The 18,470-nt window shown below is 64.6% G+C and carries 14 protein-coding genes and 1 riboswitch; of the genes, 7 read left to right on the forward strand and 7 right to left on the reverse strand.

The annotated features are described in order from the left end of the window. The first annotated feature begins 511 nt into the window (after positions 1-511). The gene (locus tag ACQ66J_RS08795) at positions 512-1,684 is read left to right on the forward strand and encodes a DUF418 domain-containing protein (protein WP_430431318.1); all 1,173 of its coding nucleotides are present in this window, start codon (positions 512-514) and stop codon (positions 1,682-1,684) included. A gap of 108 nt (positions 1,685-1,792) precedes the next feature. Here ACQ66J_RS08795 and ACQ66J_RS08800 read toward each other — a convergent pair whose 3' ends face one another. Further along, positions 1,793-3,019 (reverse strand): argininosuccinate synthase, encoded by a 1,227-nt coding sequence (locus tag ACQ66J_RS08800; RefSeq protein ID WP_430431319.1) that lies wholly within the window; start codon positions 3,017-3,019, stop codon positions 1,793-1,795. Positions 3,020-3,162: 143 nt separating this feature from the next. On the opposite strand from ACQ66J_RS08800, the gene ACQ66J_RS08805 reads away from it, so the two are divergent. The 4 genes from ACQ66J_RS08805 (at position 3,163) to pyrF (ending at position 6,962) form a co-directional block, all read left to right on the forward strand. Continuing rightward, positions 3,163-3,687, forward strand: a complete 525-nt coding sequence (locus tag ACQ66J_RS08805) for a GAF domain-containing protein (RefSeq protein ID WP_375550133.1) — start codon at positions 3,163-3,165, stop codon at positions 3,685-3,687. Positions 3,688-3,892: 205 nt separating this feature from the next. Beyond that, positions 3,893-5,299 carry an alpha/beta hydrolase family protein gene (locus tag ACQ66J_RS08810; protein WP_430431320.1) on the forward strand — a complete coding sequence of 469 codons (1,407 nt, stop codon included), beginning with the start codon at positions 3,893-3,895 and terminating at the stop codon, positions 5,297-5,299. A gap of 80 nt (positions 5,300-5,379) precedes the next feature. Then, on the forward strand, positions 5,380-6,213 hold the full coding sequence (locus ACQ66J_RS08815) for an SDR family NAD(P)-dependent oxidoreductase (RefSeq protein ID WP_430431321.1): 834 nt from the start codon (positions 5,380-5,382) through the stop codon (positions 6,211-6,213). A 59-nt stretch (positions 6,214-6,272) separates the two neighbouring features. Further along, positions 6,273-6,962 carry an orotidine-5'-phosphate decarboxylase gene (pyrF, locus tag ACQ66J_RS08820; protein ID WP_375550172.1) on the forward strand — a complete coding sequence of 230 codons (690 nt, stop codon included), beginning with the start codon at positions 6,273-6,275 and terminating at the stop codon, positions 6,960-6,962. 60 nt (positions 6,963-7,022) lie between these two features. Here the strand turns inward: pyrF and trxA are convergent, their stop codons facing one another. From trxA to tsaE, 6 genes are all read right to left on the reverse strand, one after another. Further along, positions 7,023-7,343 (reverse strand): thioredoxin TrxA, encoded by a 321-nt coding sequence (trxA, locus tag ACQ66J_RS08825; protein WP_375550130.1) that lies wholly within the window; start codon positions 7,341-7,343, stop codon positions 7,023-7,025. 105 nt (positions 7,344-7,448) lie between these two features. Then, positions 7,449-11,108, reverse strand: a complete 3,660-nt coding sequence (addA, locus tag ACQ66J_RS08830) for a double-strand break repair helicase AddA (RefSeq protein WP_430431322.1) — start codon at positions 11,106-11,108, stop codon at positions 7,449-7,451. Continuing rightward, positions 11,105-14,158, reverse strand: coding sequence for a double-strand break repair protein AddB (gene addB, locus ACQ66J_RS08835; RefSeq protein WP_430431323.1), 3,054 nt, complete (start codon positions 14,156-14,158; stop codon positions 11,105-11,107). The genes addA and addB overlap by 4 nt, the downstream gene beginning before the upstream one ends. Continuing rightward, positions 14,155-14,871, reverse strand: a complete 717-nt coding sequence (locus ACQ66J_RS08840) for a nucleotidyltransferase family protein (protein WP_430431324.1) — start codon at positions 14,869-14,871, stop codon at positions 14,155-14,157. The genes addB and ACQ66J_RS08840 overlap by 4 nt, the downstream gene beginning before the upstream one ends. Further along, complete coding sequence (locus ACQ66J_RS08845) at positions 14,868-15,974, reverse strand: aminoglycoside phosphotransferase family protein (protein WP_430431325.1); 1,107 nt, start codon at positions 15,972-15,974, stop codon at positions 14,868-14,870. The genes ACQ66J_RS08840 and ACQ66J_RS08845 overlap by 4 nt, the downstream gene beginning before the upstream one ends. Then, entirely contained in the window at positions 15,955-16,416 is a 462-nt protein-coding gene (gene tsaE / locus ACQ66J_RS08850; RefSeq protein ID WP_430431326.1) for a tRNA (adenosine(37)-N6)-threonylcarbamoyltransferase complex ATPase subunit type 1 TsaE, read from the reverse strand. The genes ACQ66J_RS08845 and tsaE overlap by 20 nt, the downstream gene beginning before the upstream one ends. A gap of 140 nt (positions 16,417-16,556) precedes the next feature. Between tsaE and ACQ66J_RS08855 the strand changes: the two genes are divergently transcribed. Further along, positions 16,557-17,774 (forward strand): NAD(P)/FAD-dependent oxidoreductase, encoded by a 1,218-nt coding sequence (locus tag ACQ66J_RS08855; protein WP_430431327.1) that lies wholly within the window; start codon positions 16,557-16,559, stop codon positions 17,772-17,774. A gap of 53 nt (positions 17,775-17,827) precedes the next feature. After that, entirely contained in the window at positions 17,828-18,148 is a 321-nt protein-coding gene (locus ACQ66J_RS08860) for a 2Fe-2S iron-sulfur cluster-binding protein (protein ID WP_375550123.1), read from the forward strand. 33 nt (positions 18,149-18,181) lie between these two features. Then, positions 18,182-18,381, forward strand: a riboswitch (cobalamin riboswitch). Positions 18,382-18,470: the final 89 nt, after the last annotated feature.

Here is an 18,470-nt window from a genome sequence, read left to right on the forward strand (position 1 = left end):
AGATCACGGCTTGGATTCGCCGGATAAACCGGCGAATGACAGTCTGAGCGGCAGGATTGACCCGTAGGCGCGGGTGCGCGTCCCTCTCCCATCTTTGAGGGGAGAGGAGAAGACTCCAAGCGTCCCTTTCCCGGCCTGCGCCGGGAAAGAGAGTCATGAGAGACGCATCCCAGTTTATCCGCCCCCCTCCCACCCTCCTCTATCCTGATCCTCTCCTCGCTTGTGAGAGGGCGGATCGCGACCGTCGGGTGGGGCGAGGAGAGGCGGCGCAAGCTGTCGGCTGAGCCTTGCGTGTGACAGGGTGAGGCCAGGCGCAGGGAAGGCCGGATCGGCGCTTTCGCAAGACTACCCCAAACCTCAAGCCGGACCGGTCTTCCTGCGTTCGCCCCTCGGCCCAATGGGCGCGAGGCGTTTGGGCGTGTCTCTTTCTATTCCCGCTCGGTTTGCTCCCGCTGGCCCATCGCTTGCAAAGACCTTGATGAAACGTGAACGCGTTTATGGAGGTGTGCCAATGCGAGATCGAATTCGGGTTCTGGACGCGCTGCGCGGCTTTGCCGTGCTGGGTTTGCTGATCGCGCATTTCCCGTCCACCGGCGGCACGAATTTCGCGTTTTCCGATCCGCGCCTTCTGGGCTGGACGCCGTGGGAGATGGGGCTGTGGGGGACGCAAGCGGTCTTTATCGACGCGGTGATGCGCGGCGTGTTCGCCAGCCTGTTCGGCGCCTCCATGGCGATCATCCTGTCAGGCTCTGGCGATATGCTGACCCGCCGGGCGGGCTTTCTGGTGCGCTGTATCGGTCTTCTGGTGCTGGGCGTGGTGCATATGAGCCTTCTGGCGTGGTCGTCTGACATTCTGGCGATCTATGCGGTCGCGGGCATGGGCGTGCTGGTGCTGTCCTGGCTGCCGCCGCGCTATCTGTTCGCCTTCGCGGCCCTGGGCTGGGCGGTGGTCGTGGCCTATGCGGGTTATCGCGACATCGCCACCGAAACCCCGACCTATGCCGAGATGATGGCGGTTCAGGCCGCCCATGCTGAGGGCTATTGGCCCCATGTGCAGGCCTCGGTTGAGACCTGGATCATGATGATGACCAACGCCTCGGTGCTGGGCCGGATCGCGGAAGCGGGCGGCTACATGCTGCTCGGTCTGGGGTTGATGCGCTCGGGCGCGCTCAATCTCTCTGCGCAAACGCTGGTGCGCGTCGTCTCGATCGCAGGCGCTGTGGGCGTGGCGCTGGCCGCAGGCACGGCGATCCATGCGGCGCTCTCGGGCTTTGTCTTTGACGCCAGCCTTCACCCGGTGATGCGCTTTTCCAAACCCTTCATCGTCATCGCCATGCTGGCGGGTTTCGTGCTGGCCATGCGGTCTGAGCTGTTCGCCCATGTCAGCAAAGTGATCTTCGAGCCGGTCGGCAAGATGGCGCTGACCGCCTATATGGGCAGCTCGCTGATGATGCTGTGGCTGTTTACCGGATTCGGGCTGGAGCTTTATGGCCGCTTTGATCGCGTCGCCCTGTGGGGGCTGATGATCCCGGCGGGCGGCTTTATCATCGTGGCGTGCAATCTTTGGCTCTCCCGGTTCAAGCAAGGACCGATGGAGAAAGCGCTGCGCGTCTTTGTGGATCAAGGGACGGGGCTGATTGCGCCGGTGCTGCGGCCCCGCGCCAAGACCCTGCCGGCGGAGTAGATGCCTGGCGGAGCGTTGAGGGGCGCTCCACCGCATCGTCTGTAGCCCGCTGGCGCGTGCGTCCCCGGTTTCTGGGAGCCGGGGACGCATCGATTCTGGCCAGGCGGATTAGTCGTTCTCGCCCAAGCGATGCTTGCGCTGGGCCAGAAGCTTCAGACGCAAGGCGTTGAGGCGGATAAACCCTTCTGCGTCCTTCTGGTCATACACATCATCTTCTTCAAAGGTGACGTGCTCGAGCGAGTAGAGCGAGCTGGGCGACGACCGGCCGACCACCAACACATTGCCCTTATAGAGCTTCAGACGGACCTCGCCGGTCACATGGCGCTGGGAATGGTCGATGGCGGCCTGAAGCATTTCGCGTTCCGGGCTGAACCAGAAGCCGTTGTACACGAGCTTGGCGTATTTCGGCATCAGCTCGTCCTTGAGGTGCATGGCGCCGCCGTCGAGCGTCAGCTGTTCGATGCCGCGATGGGCGGTCATCAGAATGGTCCCGCCCGGCGTCTCATAAATGCCGCGCGATTTCATGCCGACAAACCGGTTCTCCACCAGATCCAGACGGCCAATCCCGTGCGTGGCGCCCAAATCGTTGAGCTGGGTCAGGATGGTCGCCGGGCTCATCGCCTGACCGTTGATGCTGACCGCATCGCCGCGTTCAAAGCCGATGGTGACGTATTCAGGCTGGTCCGGCGCGTCTTCGGGATGGCGGGTGCGCAGGCAGACCTCGTTAAACGCCTCTTCGGCGGGGTCCTCGAGCATTTTGCCTTCAGAAGAGGTGTGCCAGAGATTGGCGTCGACGGAGAACGGCGCTTCGCCGCGCTTGTCAGACGGCACTTCAATGCCGTTCTCTTCGGCGTAGGCGATCAGCTTGGTGCGTGAGTTGAGATCCCATTCGCGCCAGGGCGCGATCACTTTCAGCGCAGGGTCGAGCGCCGCCACGCCCAGCTCGAACCGGACCTGGTCATTGCCCTTGCCGGTGGCGCCATGGGCGACGGCGTCAGCGCCGGTTTCATGGGCGATTTCCACCAGACGTTTGGAGATCAGGGGGCGTGCGATGGACGTGCCCAGCAGATACTGGCCTTCATAGACGGCGTTGGCGCGCACCATGGGGTAGACATAATCGCGCACGAATTCCTCGCGCAGGTCATCAATGAAGATGTCCTTGATGCCAGCCTTTTCGGCTTTTCGTCGCGCCGGCTCCAGCTCTTCGCCCTGGCCCAGATCAGCAGTGAAGGTCACCACTTCCGCCTGATAGGCGTCCTGCAGCCATTTGAGAATGACCGAAGTGTCCAGCCCGCCTGAATAGGCGAGCACGATTTTCTTGATGTTCTGGCTCATGGCGCGTCCCGGAGTGCGAGGTTTCAAACGGGCGGCAATCTAGACCCTGCGACGGTGCAGCGAAAGCGTCAGTCGCTTAACTGACTCACAAGGCTTCGTCCTTATGGTTTCAGTCAAGCAGAAACGGCCATGGGCCCTATCCAATGTCATTGCCTGATCCGTCAGACCTGACCAACACTGATCGTCTGAAGGCCGTCGCCGAGCTGGACGGATTGCATCCGGAAACGCTGAACGCGCTGGACAGGCTGGCGCATTTGACGGGGTTTGCTTTTAAGGCATCGATTTGTGTGATCTCTTTGGTTGGTGACCAGCGCGTTCGTTTCATCGGCAGATACGGGCTGACGGCAACGGAAGCGGATTGCAAGGACGCCATTTGCACGAATGTTGTGGCCTCAAACAAGCCGATTGAAGTTCTGAACCTGCTGGTTGACCCTGTTCTATCCCAGCACCCGGTCTGTGTCGGCCCCCCCTATGTCCGCGCTTATTGTGGTCATCCGCTGCGATCACCCGACGGAACGCCTCTGGGAGCGGTCGCGGTGGTCGATACGGCGCCGTTCTTCCGGTTCTCAACTGAGGAACACGAGGCTTTGAAGGCGGCGACCGAAATGGCTCAAAGCCTCATTTTCAACGATCTGCGCGGCCTCACTCAGTCCGAAGCGGCGGAATAGACCTCTCGGTCCGGGTCGGTTTTCCAGACCCAGTCAGACAGTGCGAGGTCGCCCGTCGTGATCTGGCAATCGCGCAACAGGCGCCTCGCCTCATGACGTCCGGAATGGACGAAGGCGGAAACAACATCTCACATATGACCTGTTTGGCCTGAACGCGAATTCGCGTTGATGCTAAGACAGTGGCGTCAAGATATGGAGAGCCCTGATGATCCGCACGCTGACCACCTTGTTGCCAATCGCCATATTGGCCGTCGCTTGCGGCTCCCCGCCGGAGCAATCTGGCTCGGACGCCTTGTCAGAGACCGAGCGCGTGCAGGCGCTGTCGCCTGCGGACCCGGCGTTTGACGGGCGTTGGGCGGGTGTGCTGGACGCTGGCGCTGAGCAATTGCGCCTGGAGCTGGAGATCGACCTGTCTGGCGATGAACCGTCCTTGATCCTGATCTCGGTCGATCAAGGCGGCGCGCGCGTGCCGATGTCCATCGTCCGGTTTGACGGCGCCGAGTTGCATTTCTCAACACCGGGTTTGGCTTTGCAATATGACGGCGTGCTGGAAGGCGGCGTGATCACCGGCACGTTTAATCAAGGCGGCCTGAGCACGACTCTGGTCTTTGAGCCCCACGAAGATCAGACGCGTGATGAGCCGTCCGCCGAGACCGCCCCGGTCTATGGCGAGGGCGTTGTCGTCGAAGTGGCTCTGGAAGACGGCGTGCTGGAAGGCGTGCTCACAGGCCCGACTGCGCCTCGCGCCGGTCTGGTTCTGATTAGCGGCTCCGGCCCGCAAGATCGCGATGGCAACATCGCCGGTCACCCGGTCTATGCCGCGATCGCAGACGCCATGGCTGAGGCCGGGGTCGCCAGCCTGCGGTATGATGACCGCGGCGTAGGCGGTTCGGACGCGCCACCGCCTCTGACCCCGTCTGATCTGGCTGATGACGCAGTGCGCGCGCTGGAGGTGCTACAGGCAGAAACCGGGCTCTCTTGCGTCGGCTATCTGGGTCATTCCGAGGGCGGGTTTCTGGGGCTGCTGGCGGCCAATGAATCGGAGGCCGACTTCATGATCACGCTCGCCGGTCAGCATCAGGACATGGAGACGCTGCTTTATGACCAGTCCGAAGCCCTGATCCGGGCGTCCGGGCAGGGGGAAGACGCCGTGGAGGCGAACCGCGAGCTTCAAACCCGCGTGTTTCAAGCCATCGACCAAGCCGGGCCGGGCGAAGCGCCCGCCGCCATCGAAGCGGTCTTGATAGAGCTGGGACTGCCTGAAGCGGCGGCGCGTCAACAAGGTGCGATGTGGGGCCAACCCTATGCTGTGGCGATGTTTGAGGGTGACCCGGCGGCCGCGGCCGCCGCGTTTGAAGGTCCCGTGCTGGCGGTGTTCGCAGAGCGTGATCTTCAGGTCCTGCCCGAAGCCGCTCAGGCCGCTCTGCTAGACGCGCGCGGCGACAAGCCGACCCGCACCGTGATCGTACCGGGTGTGGACCATATCTTTGAAGACAGCGAGACCGGTTCGCCAGCCGAGTATGGCGCGGCGGGGCATGCGCTTTCACCCACGGCCCGCGCGATCCTTATCGAGGAAACCCGGACCCTCATTGATCAGGCGTGTACGGACTGAGCCTCGCGCTTGGTTCTGGACAGAGCAGGGCGGAACGGTCACCTTCTTGATCTGAAAATTATCTGCGGATTGGAGATTTCATGGCCCGTCGTCTCGCTCTTGTGACAGGTGCGTCTTCCGGTATTGGCGCAGCGTTTGCGCGTGAATTTGCGCGCCGGGGCTGGGATCTGGCGCTGGTCGCGCGTCGCGAAGACCGGCTGAAGGATATGGCCGAGGAGCTCAAAGCCCAGTTCGGAGTGGACAGCTTGGTGATCGCTGCCGACCTCTCCAAGCCAGACGCGCCAGAAACGATCGTCAAGGCGGTGTCAGACGCAGGTCGCCAGATCGACGCCCTGGTCAACAATGCGGGCGTGGGACGTCCGGGGGCGTTCGTGGAGCTGAGCTGGGAGGATCAGGCCCAGTTCACGGAGCTGATGGTCACCAGCTATCTCAAGCTGATGCATCTGGTCGCCAAGCCCATGGCCGAGCGCGGTTTCGGGCGCATCATCAATATCGCTTCGGTGTCCGCGTTGCTGCCCGCCGCCAACGCCCACACCCGCTATTCCGGCACGCTCTATCCGGGCGCGAAAAGCCTTCTGATCAAGGTGTCAGAGGCCTTGGGGCTGGAGCTCAAGGACCGCAATGTGCACGTCACCGCCGTGGCGCCGGGCTATACCTGGTCGGAATTTCACGATGTGAACGGCGCCCGCGGCACCGTCTCAAACCTGCCCTCCTTCTGGATGCTGACGGCGGAAGAGGTGGCCGTGTCGGGTTATGACGCGGTGGAGCGCGGCGTGCCCCTGCGCGTGCCCGGCGCCTGGTACAAATTCCTCGTCGCGGTGTCGCGCGTGCTGCCTGATCCGGTGGGGCAGGCGATCATGCGCTTGCAGGAAAAGCGCATGGTTGCGAAGGCCCAGGCCAACGCCGCATCCTGACGCTTGATCACGGTCGCGCAGCGGTCTAGGTCGCTGGCTGCTTTTACTAATCGGGGATGATAATGACCGACCGCCGCCTGATCACTGCGCTCGACCTGCCAGCCATTTCAGACGCCGAGGCGCTGGTGGAGACGCTGGGCGAAGCCTGCGCGCACTACAAGATCGGGCTCCAGCTTCTGCCGATTGGGGGCATGGATCTGGCGCGATCCCTGAAGGCGCGCGGTCATGATGTGTTTCTGGATTTCAAACTCCATGACATCCCCGCCACCGTCGAAAAAGCCACGCGCTCGATCACGCAAGCGGGCGCGGATCTTCTGACGGTGCATGCCGAACCGCCGGTCATGCGCGCGGCGGTGGAGGGGCGTGAGGGCTCTGATCTCAAAATCCTCGGCGTGACGGTCCTGACGGCCTATGACGATCCGATGCTGACCCAGATGGGCTATGCCTATGGCGCGCGTGATCTGGTGATGCGCCGGGTAGACCAGGCGCTTGATTGCGGACTGGATGGGGTCGTCGCCTCGCCGCAGGAGGCTGAGGCCATTCGCGCCCGCGTGCCCGAAGATTTCCTGATCGTCACGCCGGGCGTGCGACCGGCGGGCGCAGCGCTGGGCGATCAGGTGCGCGTGGCGACGCCTGAGGCCGCTTTGAAAGCCGGCGCCTCGCATCTGGTGATCGGACGCCCCATCAGCCAGGCCGATGATCCGTTTGCGGCGGCGCAAGCGATCGCCGATGAAATGGCGAAAGCCTGAACAAGAAAAACCCCGGAAGCACGCTTCCGGGGTTTTCTGTTCTTGAAGATGGCTCAGAGCCTAGACGGCTTCGTTGATCCATTCCTCGATCTTGGACTTGGCCATGGCGCCGACCTTGCGGCTGACTTCTTCGCCGTTCTTGAAGATCAGCAGGGTCGGGATGCCGCGCACGCCGTACTTGCTGGGGGCCATCGGATTTTCGTCGATATTGACCTTGGCGATGGTCAGCGCGCCCGCCTTGTCGGCGGCGATCTCTTCGAGCGCCGGGCCGATCTGCTTGCAGGGGCCGCACCATTCCGCCCAGAAATCGACCAGCACCGGGCCGTCGGCTTTCAGAACATCAGATTCAAACGTGTCGTCGGTCACCGCTTGGGTCGCCATGAGCCTTGCTCCTTAACAAAAATCCAAAATGTCCGTCTCCGCCCGGAATCGGCGCGGCTGCGGGTTTGAAGTTGACCGGAGACCTAGGAAGCCCCAGCGCATCGGTCAAGCATCCGCTGGGCGCCCGGCGCGGCTGAGCACCGCATCCAGCCGGTCTCCGGGCAGTTCCATCAAACGCGGCGCATCTGTCCAAAGTAGGGCGCAACGCACCGGTTTGTCGGGGTGAAGTCCCTGCAATAGCGCGCGATAGGCCGCCATTTGCGCCAGATAGGCGCGGGGTGTGTCTTCCACCGTCAAAGGCGGCGGACGATTGGTCTTGTAATCGACGATCAGGACTTCGTGATCGGTGACCACAAGCCGGTCGATCTGGCCATTGATCACCATGCCGCCCGGCAGACCCGCCGCCTGGCCCGCCACCGCCGCCTCGGCGCGCGAGCCGGGCTGGAAGAGGGCCGAGAAGGCCGGGTCTGAAATCACCCGCAGGGTTTCCAACGCGATCTCCCGGCGCTGGGTCTCGCTGAGATCAGTCTGGTTTTCCAGGTATCGCAAGGCGGACGCTTCGCGGCGCTCAAGCTCGATATCAGGCAGGGTCTGAAGCAGCTTGTGGATCAGCTCGCCGCGGCGGAAGCGCGATTGCCCGCCCGCGGCCAGAGGAGACAGGGAGGCGGGCTCAAACCCGTCCTCTTCCTCGCCCAGAAGGTGGGAGGGCGCAACGGAGCGCACCGGCGCCGGATCCACCGGCGGCGGCAGCGTCGCCCAATCGGGCAGGGTCACAGGGGCGGGCGGCGGCGCCGAGCTGGCCACCAGCGGTTTGGGGTCCATGCCGAAGCGCAAGCCCTCGCTGGCGGTCCAGCCGTTTTCTTCGGCCACGGCGTCCAGCGTCGTGCGCACCGGGCGCCAGTCTTCGCCCGTCCAGCTGCGCTGACAGCGGTCATACCAGCTGCCCGCATCCACTTTGCCCGCAACGCCATGGGTATGCCCGCAGACGATCAGGCGATCGCGGGCGCGGGTCATCGCCACATACAAAAGGCGCTGATATTCGCCATCGGCGTCCAGCTCCTTGCGCTCGGCCATGGACGCCATCAACGGCGGCGGCGTTTTCATGTCCGGCGCCCAGAGCAGCCCCGCCTCTTCATGGGCGAACAGACCGCCCGAGCGGTCCTTGGGCATTTGGGTGGTGTCGGGCAAGAAGACGATCGGCGCTTCAAGGCCTTTCGCGCCGTGAACGGTCATCACCCGCACCTCGCCGCGACCCGCTTCCATCTCGCGTTTGATCTGGGCGTTATCGGCCTGCAGCTCGGCGACAAAACGCGACAGTGACGGCGCGCCTTCCACTTCATGGGCGAGCGCACGGTTGAGGAACTCTTCCGCCGGGTCGCGCGCTTCTTCGCCCAGCCGCGCATAAAGCCGCGCCAGACGGCTTTCGCCGCTGGGGCTGGCTTCGGTCAGAAAGCGCGCGAAGAAGGCGTAGGGGGCGTCGGTCTCCACCCGCGCTCGGGCTCTGTCGAGCACGGCCCGAGCTTCGGCGAAGCGCGGATCGTCACTGTGGCGCAGCTTGTCCCAAAGACGCGCGCCAGGCTGGCGGCTGAGGTCAAACAAGGCGTCGTCGTCAATGGGCGGGGCGGGCGTGTCCACGGGATGGAAGAACGGGCTTTTGAGCACTTCGGCCAGCGACAGATCGTCTTCGGGCAGCAGCGCGAAGCGGGCGAGGGAGAGTAAATCCTCCACCACCAATTGGTCGGGCAGGGTCATCCTGTCCGCGCCCGCTACAGCCACGTTTTTCAGCTTCAGCCGCCGGATGATTTCTTCAAACAGGCCGCCGCGGCGGCGCACCAGCACGATGATGTCGCCGGCATGGGCCGGGCGCAGCCGCCAGGGCTTGCCCTCTTCCCACACGCCATCGCCGCGTTTGAGAATGTCGGCGATCTCAGCGGCCACGGCTTCCGCCAGCTGATTGCGCGCGGAATCCTTGCGCTCGGCGTCCACGGGTCTGAGGTCTAGTTCGTCTTCCTGCCCGCCTTCGGGCTTGGGGACCGCCGGCCAGATCTCCACACAGCCCGGCGCATGGGCGCGGGCGGCGAGGTGGCCGTCATAGCGATGAAACGCCAGCGGATCACGCCGCTCCAGCGTTTCGGGATCGCTCATCAACAGCTTGGTTTCGAGGCCTTCCACCACATCCTTGCGCTCAGGGCTGAGGGCGGCCGCTTCAGCGGCGAAACAGGCGTCGACCGCCGCCAGCACTTCGGGGCTGGAGCGGAAGGAGACATTGAGCGGCGGACTCTCAAACCGCAGGCGCGCCAGCCGGGCTTCGGTTTGAAGGCGTTGGCGTTGGGCCAGAAACTCGCGCGGATCGGCGTTCTGGAACGAATAGATCGATTGTTTCTCGTCGCCGACGCAGAACACCGTGCGCTGAAGCGCGCCGGGATGCTGATCGGCATGGGCGCTTTCACCGGCGAAGAATTCTTCGGTCAGCGCATTGATCACTGACCATTGTTCAGGCGCTGTGTCCTGGGCTTCGTCCACCAGTACATGATCCAGGCCCTGGTCGAGCTTGTAGAGCGCCCAGCCGCGCGCTTCAGAATCGGTCAGCAGCAGGCGCGCGCGTTCCACAAGGTCAGAGAAATCCACCCGGCGCAGACGATTGAGGCGGGCCTGGTAATCGCTCAGCAAGCGCTCAGCCAGACGCAAGGCGGCGCGGGTCATCCGGTTGGCGGCGGCGGCGGCCAGCTTGGGCAGGATTTCATCGCCCACCCGGTGGATTTCCGCGCCTTCATCGCCAAACAGGGTCACCAGGATGCGGTAATTTTCGCCGGTCTTCTTGGAGAAGATGGATTTGGGCTTTTTCAGCGCGCCGGTCTTGGTGGTCAGAAACTCGATGTAATAATCAAAGGCCTCGGCGGCGTCTTCCTCCGCCACGTCGAGCACTTCCAGCAACGCTTGCGCGCTCGCCTGATCGGTTTTCGTCCCACCGGTCTGCAGCCCGCTCAAGGCCGCTTCCAGCGCGCCCACATCGGTATCCGCCCAGGCTTCGGCCAGCACCTGATCCACATCAAGCTCGGGGTCCACGCCCAGGAGCGCGCTCGCCTGTTCCAGCAAAGCGTCCAGCGATCCGGCCTGCGCCAGCGCCTGATTGATTTCATGGCGTTTGGACATGGCGAAGCTGGCGAGCCTGGGCAGGGCGTCCGCCCCGGCATTGTCAATCAGCGCGGCGATCGCCTGGGCGATTTCACCTTCAGGGTCTTGGTGCGCCAGTCCCGACAATGCATCCAGCGCCTCGGCCTGCAGCGCCTGACCTGATGCATCATCCTGCACGTCAAAACCGGGCGGCAGGCCCGCTTCCAGCGGAAAGCGCCGCAACAGGCGTTCGCAAAACGCGTGCAGGGTCTGGATCTTCAATCCGCCGGGGGTTTCAAGCGCGCGGGCGAACAAACGCCGCGCTTCAGCCAGCTCGGGGCGCTGGCCTTCAGTGACCAGCGCGTCCAGTTCCGCGGTCAGCGCATCATCGGGCAGGGTCGACCAATCGCCCAGCTTGCGAAACAGGCGCGTCTGCATTTCGCCTGCCGCGGCCTTGGTGAAGGTCACGCACAAGATGCGGTCGGGTTTGGCGCCCGCGAGCAGCAGGCGCGCCACCCGATCCACCAGAACGCGGGTCTTGCCCGAGCCGGCATTGGCTTCCACAAAGACGCTGGCGGACGGGTCCGCTGCGAGCGATTGCGCCGAGCTGGCGCTAGAGACGATGGCGGGATCAAATCCGGGCTGGCTCATGATGCGCCTCCCTCTCCGTTCTCGTCGCCGGGCGCGCTCGCCCATTCCTTCCGGCGGGCCAGATGGTCGTAATCGCCCCATTTGTTGACGAATTTCACCCGCGGCTGACTGGGATAGGTGCGCCGTGGATCGTCAAAATTCGCCACCCATTTCACCAGCCGTTCCAAAGCCTGCTCGGCCAGAATGCCGGCATCGTCGCCATCGGGATTTCTCACCATGGATTTAGGCTCGCCCGGCACGCGTCCGCCGGACAGACGTACATAAATGAGGTCGCCCGGCTCATGGCTGGGCGCATCTTCAAAGGCGCCGCGCGCGGCCATCGCAGCCTCCAGCGACAATTGCGGGGCGAAGCCAGCGGCGACTTCCTTGGCTGAAGGCGGCTGCCCGGTCTTATAGTCGATGATATCGAGCGCGCCCGAGGGGCGAAGGTCAATCCGGTCGGCGCGTGCGGTCAGGGTGAACAGCCCGCCGGGCGCCTCGAACGTGATATCGCCCAGCGCTTCCAGGGCGGTCGGCAGGAAGCCGTAATCGCGCCGCTCTTCTTCAAACACGATCATGTATTGCGCCACCCGCTCAAAGCGCTTCATCTCGACGCCCAGCGCATTGTCGCTGAACCCGGCCTGGATCAGCGCGCTTTCGCCGTCTTTCAGCAATCGCTCCAGCGCATCGCGCGGCATTGTGTCGGCGTCGCCCAGGCTGCGCACCCAGCTTTCCAGTGCGGCGTGATAGGCCGTGCCGCGTTCGGGCGGTCCGGGGGGGCGGTCCAGCGGATCAAGCTTGTCGAGCCGCAGGATTTTGCGCGCAAAGATCGAATAGGGATCGCGCACCCAGGTCTCGATCTGGGTGACGCTCAATTTTCGGGGGCGCGCCTCGACCGGCGGGGCGGGTTCGGGTGGTTTGATGAATGTGTGAGCCGTCGTAGCGTCCAGCGCGTCAGCCACCGCCAGGTAATCATATTGCGGCGCCATCGCCTGCTCTGAAGCCTCACCCAATGCGCCGCGCGCCAGGGTTTTCAAGCGCCACAGCCAGCGCGAGGCGACGGTGGGCGCGCCATCCAGCTTGGCGGACCGGGTCAGGGTGACATCGCGGGCGCAGGCGAGTTGAGCAAAGTCATGGGCGGCGAGGCCAAAGCGTTCTTCGGGCGCGGACAGTCCCGCCGCCATCCGCATGCCGCGGCTGAGGAAGGGATCGGATTTGGGCGCGGCGGGCCAGACGCCTTCATTGAGACCGGCCAGAATGACTTTATCCGCTTCCGCCAGACGCGCTTCGAGCGGGCCGAGAATCTGCAGGCGCGGGTGCGCGCCATAGCGGGGCCGGACCAGACGGGCGCGGGCTGTTTCCAGTACAGCGCGGGCGAAGTCATGAAGGCTCAGCGGGGGCAGCGCCTCGGCCTCTTCCATGAACTCACGCATCAAAAGCGCGGCGTTCTCACCGGCATCGGTCGCCCAGAGGCGGTCTGCGCCCGCCATTTCATCCGTGCGCGCCAGCGCTTCGGCGCTTTCAACCAGCGCTTTTGTCCAGGCGCGCATGGTGTGGGCGCCCTCAAGCGCGCTCAGCGGCGATAGCGCCTGTGCCAGCGTATCGATGATCCCGCCCCAGCGGTCGCGCCGGTCTTCGTCATCACCGGCGGCGTCGCGCACATGCCCGGCCAGCGCCATCCAGCTATAGCCAGGACGGCGACCGCGCAGGGCGCGGCGCTCCATAGCCCCCAGAACAGCACGTAGAGGTGCGCGCTCTTCGCCGAGTGCAAACAGCGGTGATGTCGCAAGCGCGGAGAAGGCGAGCGCAGACCCAGGATCGAGCGCAGCTTGCAAGACACGGATCAGGAAGGCCCCGGACGGGGTGTCTGACAAAGGCTGACCAGCGGAATCGTCCACCGTGACCCCAAAGCGCGCCATTTCGGTAATCACCCGGCGCGAGAGGTTCCGGTCAGGCGTTACGAGAATGCCGCGTGCGCCCGGCGTCTCCAGCGTTTCACGCAGCATCAGCGCGATGGCGCGCGCTTCCTCTGCGGGCGCAGGCGCATCAATCACGCTCAGCCCGTCCAGCGCGGCCTCGAACACGTCCTCGCCCCAGGCTTCTTTCAAATCCTCCACCCGGCGCAGCCAGTCAGCCGTGGCTTCAGCAGGGCGCAGGGCTTCAGCGATCACGCGCGCGCGGGGGGCGTCCTGGCGGCCTTCTTCGGCGCCCGGCCAGAAGCAGACCTGATCGCGATCAAGGCCGATCAGCTCGATCAGGGTTTTCATGGCGCGCTGGGGATGGCCGTCATCAATGGCCGCCCAGGCGTCCTCATCCATATCGCGCGCGAACCCCGGCAGCACCACACAGCCCTGCGGCAGGCTCGCGACCGCGCTCAACAGCTCGGCTGCGGCGGGGATGGAGCCGGTCGACCCCGCCGCGATCACAGGATCGGCGGGCGGATTGTCACGCCAGCGCGCCGCCAGCGCCTTGAGTAGCAGCGAGCGCCGCCGGGCCGGGTCCACGCGCTGCATTTCTTTCAGACGCGCGGGCCAGGCCTCCAGCACGATGTCGAGGAACAGCGCCGCTTCCTGCATGTGCGCAGGCAGGTTGGCGCGAATCTCTTCGGTCAGCGCGCCCAGATCATCCACATCCTCGGTGGCGAGATCATCCAGAAGGCGCGCCAGATCATCCGCCAGCGCCAGCGCGCCGCCCGCGCCCATGGACCGCCCTACGGCCTGCTCCTTTTGCAAGATCAGGCTGGCGAGCTCGAACCGGCGGCGGGCGGGCGAGACGGCTTCGGGGGCGATGTCGGCCAGCTCGCCGGGTTCAAAGGGCGGCTCGTCCGCGTCCACATCCCCGATGGGACGGATCATCGGCAACAGCGCCGCGCCCGGCGACAATCGGGTGAAGGCTTCGGCCAGTTCGCGCCCGGCCCGGCGGGTGGGGATCAGCACCGTCACCCGGCTGAGCGCGTCCGGGTCCGGGAAGGCCTGTTGCAGTCCGCGCGCCAGTTCTGTCAGGAACGGTGCGGCGGGCGGCAGGGTGAAAACCCGCGGCGAAGGGTATGAAAACAGATGATCAGCGCTCATGCGAGTGAGCGTAGCCGATTCTCGGCCGCTTCACGCGCTTCAGGATCGCCCACATGCATCCAGAACGCATCCATGACGCAGCCATAGACGCGCCCGGCCTTGAGCGCGGCGTTCCAGATGAGGTTGGTCGAGAAGGGCTCGACGGGCAGGCCCTTGAGCACCCGCGGGTGCAAAATCTGAACGCCGGTATAGGCGTAAGGGGCGCTCGCTCGTTCGCCGCGGCGAGTCAGCCGCCCGTCCTCGTCCATGAAGAAATCCCCCGGACCGTCAAAACCCAGCGTGTTCTCGGTCGGTGTGATCAAGAGCAGGGCGTCCATGCGATCTGGATCAAAGGCGGCTGCGAGTTTGCGCAGTTCGCTCTCCGCGTCGTCCTCAACCCAGACGGAATCGATATTGGCCACAAAGATCGGCGCTTCGCCCAGAAGGGGCGCCGCCTTGGCGAGGCCGCCGCCCGTTTCCAGCAATTGCTCGCGCTCGTCAGAAATGAGGATCCTGGGCGAGGTGCGGACGGCGAGGTGCGCCTCCAGCCGGTCGGCGAAATGATGGACATTGACCACAGCGGTTTCAACGCCGGCCTGAGCGAGCTTGTCGAGCGTCCAATCGATCAGTGGTTTGCCATGGAGCTCCACCAGAGCCTTGCAGCGATCATTCGTCAGTGGGCGCATGCGGGTGCCCAGGCCTGCGGCCATGACCATGGCTGTGGTCGGCGTCATGACCCGGCGTCCTTAAACAGGGCCGGGGTCAGGGCTTTGGCGACCGCGCGGACCGGGGCGAGCGCTGGATGGGCGAGGTCACGCACGAAGTGGCGCTCCACCCGCGGCAGAAGATCGAGATAGCGCGGCTTGCCGTCGCGCTGGGCGAGGCGCACGAAAATGCCCAGGATCTTGGCGTTGCGTTGGGCGGCCAGAACCGCGGCGGCGGCGTCGAACGCGTCGCGATCGCTGAGGCCCGCCGCGTTGAAGAAGCGGTCCGTCAAGGGCGTCGCCAGATCGGGCGCCACATCGCGTCGGGCGTCCTCGATCAAGGAGACCAGATCATAGGCGGGATGACCGAACAGGGCGTCCTGGAAGTCCAAAAGTCCAACCTTGGCCTCATGCTCTCGCTGAGGCAGCCAGATCAGGTTCTCGGCATGGTAATCGCGCAGCACCAGGCCCGGCGCATGCGCATTGAGGGCGGGCAGAACGTCCGCCCAGGCTTTGCGCCAGTCGGCTGTGTCGGCGTCGGTCGGGGTCTGGCCCTTATGGGGGGCGTACCAGTCGGTGAACAGCTCGGTCTCCGCGCTCAGCGCCAGCGTGTCATAGTCCTGAAGGGTCCAGCTATGACCAAAGGCGGTCGGATGGCGTTCAAACGAAGACCGATAGATCGCCGCCAGCGCCTCGACCGCGGTGGCGTATAGCGCGCCTTCATGCGCGACGCTTGGAATAAGGCGCGCGAACAGGGCGTCAGTCAGATCCTCGATAATCAGGAAACCCTGATCAATGTCCGCTTCAGAAATGCGCGGCGCGGAAAACCCGCGCGCTGTCAGGGCGCTACCGATGGCGGCGAAGGCGGCGGTGTTGTTGCCGGCCAAACGTGCGACGGCGTTATAGCCCAGCGCTTGCCGGTCTTCTTCGCTGGCGTCTACAGGACAGGCGGGAGCTTCGGAGCCGCCAGGCGCGTCCATCAGTATGGCGGTGTCATCGCCGCGATTCAGTCTGAAATACGAACGGCTGGAGGCGTCGCCGGGGAAGGCGCGCACATCTGCATCGCCCCAGCCCACCGCTTTGATGAACGCGGCGCGCGCCTCAGCGCGCGGATCAGTCTGCAAGTCCGCCAAGGCGAGTCTCCCAGCTTCCAAAAGCTTCAAGGCGCGCGGTGCGCCCGCCGGCCTCGGTTTCATTCAAGACTATCTCAAGCCGGTCCGCCGGACGCCAGCGTCCCATGCGGTCGGGCCATTCGATCAGGGCCGCGCCATGATCCAGCGCCTCGTCCAACCCCAGCTCATCAAGCTCCTCGGGATCTTCAAGCCGGTAAAGGTCGGCGTGCAGCAGCCCGAGCCCCTGATCGGTCTCATAGGGCTGAACGAGCGTGTAAGTGGGGCTGGGCGCATCTTTTTCGCCAGTCAGCGCTTCAATGACGCCGCGCGCCAGCGTGGTTTTACCCGCACCGAGCCCGCCTTCGAGCAAGACGGCGTCGCCGGGCTGGAGCAGACGCGCCAGGCGCGCGCCCAATCGTGCATTGGCTTCAGGGTCTGGCAGGGTCAGGGTCAGCACGGTCATGAAGAGGCTGATAGGACGGCTCGCGCATGGCGGCAAGACTTGGCGCAGCCTCGTTTGCGCAGCGCGGCGCTTGACTTGGGCCTTGTGGCGCGGCGCCATGGACCCATAAGAAACGAGACAGACAGGGAGCGCGGATCGCAGTGTCCGGAACGGTCATTATCGGAGGCGGCCAGGCCGCCCTGTCCGCAGCGGCTGAATTGCGCAAGCGCAAATATGATCAGCCGATCCTCATTCTGGCGGGCGAAGCCGCCGCGCCCTATCAGCGTCCGCCTCTGTCCAAGGCGTATCTGGCGGGCGAGCTGCCGGTGGATCGGCTCTGGCTCAAACCCGCTGAATGGTATGACAAGGCGGAAATTGATCTGCGGACCGGCGTGCACGTCACCGCCATCGACCGCAGCGCCTGCGACGTCATCACCGATACCGGCGACCGCATCGCCTATGACCGCTTGATCCTGGCCACAGGCGGAGAGGCGCGGCGCCTGCCAATTCCGGGCGCAGACCTGGATGGCGTCCATGTGCTGCGCACGCTGTCAGAAACCGAAGACCTCGCCGCCTCTTTTCAGGATGCGCGCTCCATCGCCATTATCGGCGCGGGCTATATCGGGCTGGAGGTCGCCGCGTCCGCCCGCAAGCGCGGACTGGACGTGACAGTGCTCGAAGCAGCTGAGCGCCCCATGGCGCGCACGGCGAGCGCGCTTCTGGGCGGCTGGTTCGGCGCGATTCATCGCGGCTATGGCGTTGATCTGCGCGTTCATGCGCCGGTCAAGGCGATCGCGGGCGAGGGCGGCAAGGTCACAGGCGTTGAACTGACCGATGGCGAGATTGTGAACGCCGATACGGTTCTGGTGGCCGCAGGGCTGACGGTGAACGACCCGCTGGCGCGCGCCGCCGGGCTTGAGTGCGAGAACGGCATCTTAGTGGATGAGACCGCCCGCACCGGCGATGACCGGATTTACGCCATTGGCGATGTCGCGCGTTTTCACTCCAAACGTTATGGGCGCTCGATCCGGCTGGAATCGGTTCAGAACGCCATTGATCAGGGCAAGGCGGCGGCTCAGGCGATATGCGGCATGGAGGTCGATTACGATCCCGTGCCCTGGTTCTGGTCAGACCAGTACGACATGAAGCTGCAGATCGCGGGCCTGATCGAAGGCGCGGACCAGATGATCCGTCGCGGCGATCCCGAAGAGGGCAAGTTCGCGCTGTTTCATTTGATGGGCGGGCGTCTGATCGCCTGCGAGGCGGTCAATTGCGCGCCGGAATACATGGCCGCTCAGCGCATGATCGCTGCGAACGCCACGCCTGATCCGGACCGCTTGCGCGATCCCGGAGTGGCGATGCGCGACTTCCTGTCCTAAATAGCGACCAAATGCGGGCTGCGCCTGCCTCACACAGTCTGGAAGACCTCTACATGGCCAAGATCACCTATATCGAGCATGACGGAACCGAGCATCAGGTCGAGGTTCAGGACGGGCTGACCGTGATGGAAGGCGCGATCCGCAATATGGTCCCCGGCATCGACGCCGATTGCGGCGGCGCCTGCGCTTGCGCCACCTGCCACGTCTATGTGGACCCGGCCTGGACGGACAAGACGGGCGAGCGGTCCTCCATGGAAGACTCCATGCTTGATTTCGCCAGCGACGTTCAAGAGACCTCACGCCTGTCCTGTCAGATTAAGGTGGGCGCGGCGCTCGACGGCCTGATCGTGCGTCTGCCCGAAGAGCAGGGCTAGCGCGCTTGACCGCGGGGCTGCGGCCCGCTTAAACAGCCTGACTACGCGACGGTTCTCCCGCGAGGGAGCGAAGAGGGAACACCGGTGCGACGCGCAAGCGTCTGGTCCGGGGCTGTACCCGCAACTGTGAGCGGCGAGGGATGCGCCTCATGCCACTGGATCGTCAGATCTGGGAAGGCGGCGCATCGCATTGACCCGCAAGCCAGGAGACCTGCCATCGCGGTCGCTCGTTCTGGGTGCGGGAACACACCAGGAGAACGCGGACGCCTTCCGTTTGCAGCGACGACCGGCGCGTCGAGCGTCGTCCTGACAATGTCGGGAC

The organism is Oceanicaulis sp., assembly GCF_965284345.1.
Lineage (GTDB): Bacteria > Pseudomonadota > Alphaproteobacteria > Caulobacterales > Maricaulaceae > Oceanicaulis > Oceanicaulis alexandrii_A.

What these genes read in the sequence shown, in the direction of transcription:
- ACQ66J_RS08795 (WP_430431318.1), top strand. Translation starts at nt 512, where the DNA reads ATGCGAGATCGAATTCGGGTTCTGGACGCGCTGCGCGGCTTTGCCGTG.
- ACQ66J_RS08800 (WP_430431319.1), bottom strand. Translation starts at nt 3,019, where the DNA reads ATGAGCCAGAACATCAAGAAAATCGTGCTCGCCTATTCAGGCGGGCTG.
- ACQ66J_RS08805 (WP_375550133.1), top strand. Translation starts at nt 3,163, where the DNA reads ATGTCATTGCCTGATCCGTCAGACCTGACCAACACTGATCGTCTGAAG.
- ACQ66J_RS08810 (WP_430431320.1), top strand. Translation starts at nt 3,893, where the DNA reads ATGATCCGCACGCTGACCACCTTGTTGCCAATCGCCATATTGGCCGTC.
- ACQ66J_RS08815 (WP_430431321.1), top strand. Translation starts at nt 5,380, where the DNA reads ATGGCCCGTCGTCTCGCTCTTGTGACAGGTGCGTCTTCCGGTATTGGC.
- trxA (WP_375550130.1), bottom strand. Translation starts at nt 7,343, where the DNA reads ATGGCGACCCAAGCGGTGACCGACGACACGTTTGAATCTGATGTTCTG.
- addA (WP_430431322.1), bottom strand. Translation starts at nt 11,108, where the DNA reads ATGAGCCAGCCCGGATTTGATCCCGCCATCGTCTCTAGCGCCAGCTCG.
- addB (WP_430431323.1), bottom strand. Translation starts at nt 14,158, where the DNA reads ATGAGCGCTGATCATCTGTTTTCATACCCTTCGCCGCGGGTTTTCACC.
- ACQ66J_RS08840 (WP_430431324.1), bottom strand. Translation starts at nt 14,871, where the DNA reads ATGACGCCGACCACAGCCATGGTCATGGCCGCAGGCCTGGGCACCCGC.
- tsaE (WP_430431326.1), bottom strand. Translation starts at nt 16,416, where the DNA reads ATGACCGTGCTGACCCTGACCCTGCCAGACCCTGAAGCCAATGCACGA.
- ACQ66J_RS08860 (WP_375550123.1), top strand. Translation starts at nt 17,828, where the DNA reads ATGGCCAAGATCACCTATATCGAGCATGACGGAACCGAGCATCAGGTC.